The sequence below is a fragment of the Protofrankia sp. CiP1_Cm_nod3 genome, from assembly GCF_982290655.1.
In genome coordinates this window covers 24,096-28,414 of sequence record NZ_CEVIVD010000044.1, presented here as the reverse complement: position 1 = coordinate 28,414, position 4,319 = coordinate 24,096, and the positions used below count along the sequence as shown (strand labels likewise).

The 4,319-nt window shown below is 67.8% G+C and carries 2 protein-coding genes and 1 pseudogene; all 3 read left to right on the top strand.

The window, feature by feature from the left end; genetic code table 11:
• Positions 1-748: PP2C family protein-serine/threonine phosphatase (locus AC5LUJ_RS11060; RefSeq protein ID WP_493464898.1), on the top strand; the 748-nt coding region annotated here is incomplete at its 5' end.
• 291 nt (positions 749-1,039) lie between these two features.
• Complete coding sequence (locus AC5LUJ_RS11055) at positions 1,040-2,074, top strand: hypothetical protein (protein ID WP_250285887.1); 1,035 nt, start codon at positions 1,040-1,042, stop codon at positions 2,072-2,074.
• Positions 2,071-4,319 (top strand): annotated as a pseudogene (locus AC5LUJ_RS11050) (hypothetical protein); the annotation flags it as partial. The gene AC5LUJ_RS11055 and the pseudogene AC5LUJ_RS11050, both read left to right, overlap by 4 nt.

The window sequence follows — 4,319 nt, the reverse complement described above, 5'->3', positions numbered from 1 at the left end:
TGGCGGCGAGCAGCTGGTCGCGAACGAGCCGGACGTCTCCACGTCGGCGCCGCTGCGGCTGGCCGCGGCCGGCCGGACCAGGCGCGGCAAGCGCGGCGGTCCCAACGAGGACGCCTTCGTCGTCGTTGATGGCCTGCTCGCGGTCGCCGACGGGGTCGGCGGCGAGGCGGCCGGGCAGATCGCGTCCACCCTGGCGGTGACCACGGTGGCGAGCTTCCGCCCACAGTACGCCGCCGACCCGCGCGACGGGCTGCGGAGGGCGCTCGAGCGGGCCAACCGGACGGTCCGGGAGAAGCCCCTGGAGGAGCCCTCCTGGCACGGCATGGCCTGCACCCTCGATGTCGTCGTGCTGGGCCGGCAGCAGGACACCGGCCGGACCCTCTTCGTCGCGCACGTGGGGGACAGCTCCGTCTGGCTACAGCCCGGCCGTGGCCGGCCGCGGCAGCTCACCACACCGCACGCCATCAAGAACGGGCCACTGCTCAACGCGATCGGCCTCAACGAGGATGTCGAGCTCGATCTGCTGGAGGAGCCCGTGCGGGCCGGCGACCGGGTCGTCCTTGCCAGCGACGGGATCACCAAGGTCATGGCGCCCGAGCAGCTCAACGGCCTGCTGATGGAGCTGGGCAGTCTGAGCCCGGAGCGGGCCGCGGACGCCCTGGTGGACGCGGCCATGCACGCCGGTGCCCGCGACGACACCACCATCGTCGTAGCCGACCTGGTCGCCGACGACACCTCCACCCGCTGACCGCTACCGGTACTGGTACTGGTACCGGTAGCCTGCCATCGTTCATGACCAACCGGTAAACTTGACCGGGTCCGGGGGCAACTGACACTGCGGGTGCCCGGTCCAGTATTTTGATCATAAGGATATCGGCCGGTAACAGGGTGGACCATCTCACCGTGCCCCGTCCGGGTTACGGGAGTTTTCGATGGTCGTGATGCGGGGGCATCCAATTATCAACAACAGATCGTCGTCAGTCTCCACGAACGCAACCAGCGCACTCGTGGGGAACCGTGTCGATCCCGGATTCCCCCGATGACGACAATGGAAACACAACCCGCATCGCGTGTCGCGCGCATCGGTCTGTGGGGTGCTCCGCTGAGCGGCAAGACCACTTTCCTGGCCGCGCTGCAGATCGCCGTCGTCAACCACCCGGACAATAACAATGACGACTGGCTCATCACCGGGGTCGACGACACCGCGTCGGACTTCCTGAGCTACAACACCAAACTGATGAGCGAGGACCAGCTCTTCCCACCCGCGACCAGCGGTGTCATGGAGCTCCGATGGCGCCTGATCAAGCCCATCCGCGACAGCAGGGCGTGGTGGCGCAGGCTCCGCAGCCCCATCGTGCCCGGCCAGGCCGTCCTCGAGATACAGATGCTCGATGTCGCCGGCCGTATGTTCGCCAGCACGTCGGACGACTCCTCCACGAAATCCCCGATCTTCGCGGAGAAGGACGAACTGGATATCTTCGACGAGCCCGAGCCACAGACCCCCAGGCAGATCATAGATCATCTGGCGGAGTGCGACGGGATCGTGTACCTTTTCGACCCCGTCCACGAACGGAGGTCCTACCGGTACTTCCAGCGGATGCTGGAGCAGCTGGCCCGCCGGTCGTACGAGATGGGCCGGCTGCGGGACGGGCGGCTCCCGCACCACCTCGCCGTCTGCGTCACGAAGTTCGACGACCCGACGGTCTACCGGAAGGCCCTCAACCACGGGGTCGTGCTGGCCGGTGACGACGATGCCGGGACCCCGACAGTCCAGGACGACTATGCCGGTGAGTTCTTCCGGGGGCTGTGCAACGACCGGGACGGCACTTCCTCCCCGCTTGTCATGCGCAGTATCGAACGATACTTCCAGGCCCAGCGGGTGAAATATTTCGTGAGCTCGGCCATCGGTTTCTATATCGGCCCGAGCCGCGTCTTCCGAGGACGCGACTGCGCCAACGTCGAGAGGACTCCGGAGGGCATACCGCGTATCCGCGGCCAGGTCACGCCCATCAATGTGCTGGAGCCGTTCCTGTGGCTGGAGAAACAGATCCACCGGTCCTTCTCCGGAACATGACCGAGCAGGCACCGCACGACCCGGGCCGGACGGTCCCGGCCGGTTGGGCGCTGATGGGGAAAGAACCGAACAGCGAAGACGACTATGCCGTGCTGCGGTCGGGCGGGGACTTCTTCTCCCGGGCCGGCTTCGACACGATCCTGCAGGACTTCACCCCGGGCACCCCACCGTGGCCGGTCCCGCAGCCGCTGCCCAATGCCCTGCCATGGATGACAGTGAGCTACGCCTCCCACGGCGAGGGAAGCGTGCTCGGGATCGCGGTGCGGACCTGGTCCGACCAGGTCGACGGTGGGGGCAGGCAGATCGCGACGACCGGTTATCTCTGTGTGCCCTTCGCCGATCTGGCTCGCGTCCCAACGTCCTATGCGACGTTGTACTCCGCGCTCCGCGACGCGGGCGTCGCCGAACGTCGCGACGGCGACGGGCCGGTGCCCGTCACCCTCACTCCCCTGGACGCCGGCGAGCTGGCGGAGCACATCGAGCGGTTCGGCTTCGCTCTGGTGGCGGCCACCGCCGGGCTGCTGCTCGCGCACCCGGTGTCGGTGCTCGACGCCCCGGCCGGCCACCCCGACGAGCAGATGGTGCAACGGCTGCGCTTCCTCGACGCGGTGGCCGCGCTGCTCCCCTACGGTCAGCGGTCGAAACTGGTAGCCAGCACCTGGGCGGACGGCGGGAGCATCCACCGGATCAGGCTGGCGTTCACGAACCGTGCCCGGCCGGAGCACGCGGGCATCCGTTGGGTGCCCCCGGACAGGCTGCCCGTCGTCGAGCTGTCTCCCTCCCTCCGCCAGCCGCGCGTTTCCCCCGACAACAGACACATCCACTATGCGCACCTGCTGATGGCCATGAAGAAGAGCGGTCATACCGTTCAGGAGATCGTCGAACATCTAGCCTCGGCCGGGGAACCACACCGGACGAACGATCCCGGCCATGCCATACACTGCCTTTCCAGGCTGGACGCACAGCTCGCCTCTTCCGTCCACCCTGCCAAAGCTGTCAAACCTGTCCAACCTGTTAAAGCTGTCAAAGCTGTCAAACTGGTCAAATCCGTCCAGCCGCTCCCGCCCACCCCGGCAAAGCCTGTCGTGGCACGCCCTCGGCCTACGGGCAGGGCCGCCGAGGAGCCCGACCGGAACGCCTGGCGCGGGACGGTATGGGGCCTCCTCGAGACGGCGAGCCCGGAGGGGCTGGCGGAGATCGGGCAGACGTGGCCGGAGTGGACGGCCAGGAAGCCGAAGGAGCTACAGCACTGGCTGGCGGTCTCCATAGGGACGATCGGCCGGAGGCTGCTGTGGGCGAGCGATGTGGATCTCACCGCGCCAGAACGCCTGCTCGGCCTGGCCGACCGTCTCGGCCTCGCCGACCAGGCGCTCGCGGGGCTGCTGGACGCCCAGAAGGCGCGGCAGGAGGCGGCTGCAGCCGCACTCGGACAGCCAGTCGACCAGCCGGCGTCCGACCAGCCAGTACTCGATCGGCAACGGTGTGCCACAGCCGCGTCCCTCGTGCTGCGGCACTTCCGCGACCGTCGTCTGCCTACCGGGCGGACGACGGTCGACGCCGATGACGAGGTACTGACCGCGATCACCTACTACGCGCCCGAATCGCTGGCGCGCGAGCTGGTCCGGCAGGCAGCCGACCGCCTGCCGGATGAGCAGATCAAGGCCATGCTGGCATGGCTGGAGACCGCCGGCCCGCTACGGGAAAGGCTGCGCCCGTTCCACGACGTCATCGACGGCGCATCGTCCGAAGCGGCGGCTCTGGCCGTGGGCACAGTCAGAGAGCACGGCGGCTCCTATGTTCTCGCCCTGCTGCAGCTGGCTCGCAAGGCCGGCGGCTTCAGGGCTGCCGCCGTCCTGCTCCCATACGCGCTGCAGTGGATGCTCTCCGAGCTACCCGCGCTCCTGCGGGACGAGGAGGACAGAAAGGGCTGGGTCAAGGAGCTCCGCTGGGCCGCGCCGGACCGGACGAAGACCGGTGAGCTCGAGGCGGTCGAGCTTGAGGCGGTCATGGACCTGCTCCTGCTGGCGTTCGGAGAACAGCCGCGCGAAGATCTGAAGCTGTGGGCGAGCGAAGCCGGCGAGCTCGCCGACAGCTACGTCAGCTCCTTCCGCAGCTCGTTCATGAGCCTGCCCGGCAACAGCGACACCAAGAACATGTACCAGCAGATATTCAAAACCCTGACCGGTCATGTCCGGAGAACCGGCTGGCCGGATTCTCCACCGGCAACGAACCGAATCCTCCTGCT

Coding starts and splice junctions, on each gene's coding strand:
- AC5LUJ_RS11055 (WP_250285887.1), top strand. CDS start 1,040: ATGACGACAATGGAAACACAACCCGCATCGCGTGTCGCGCGCATCGGT.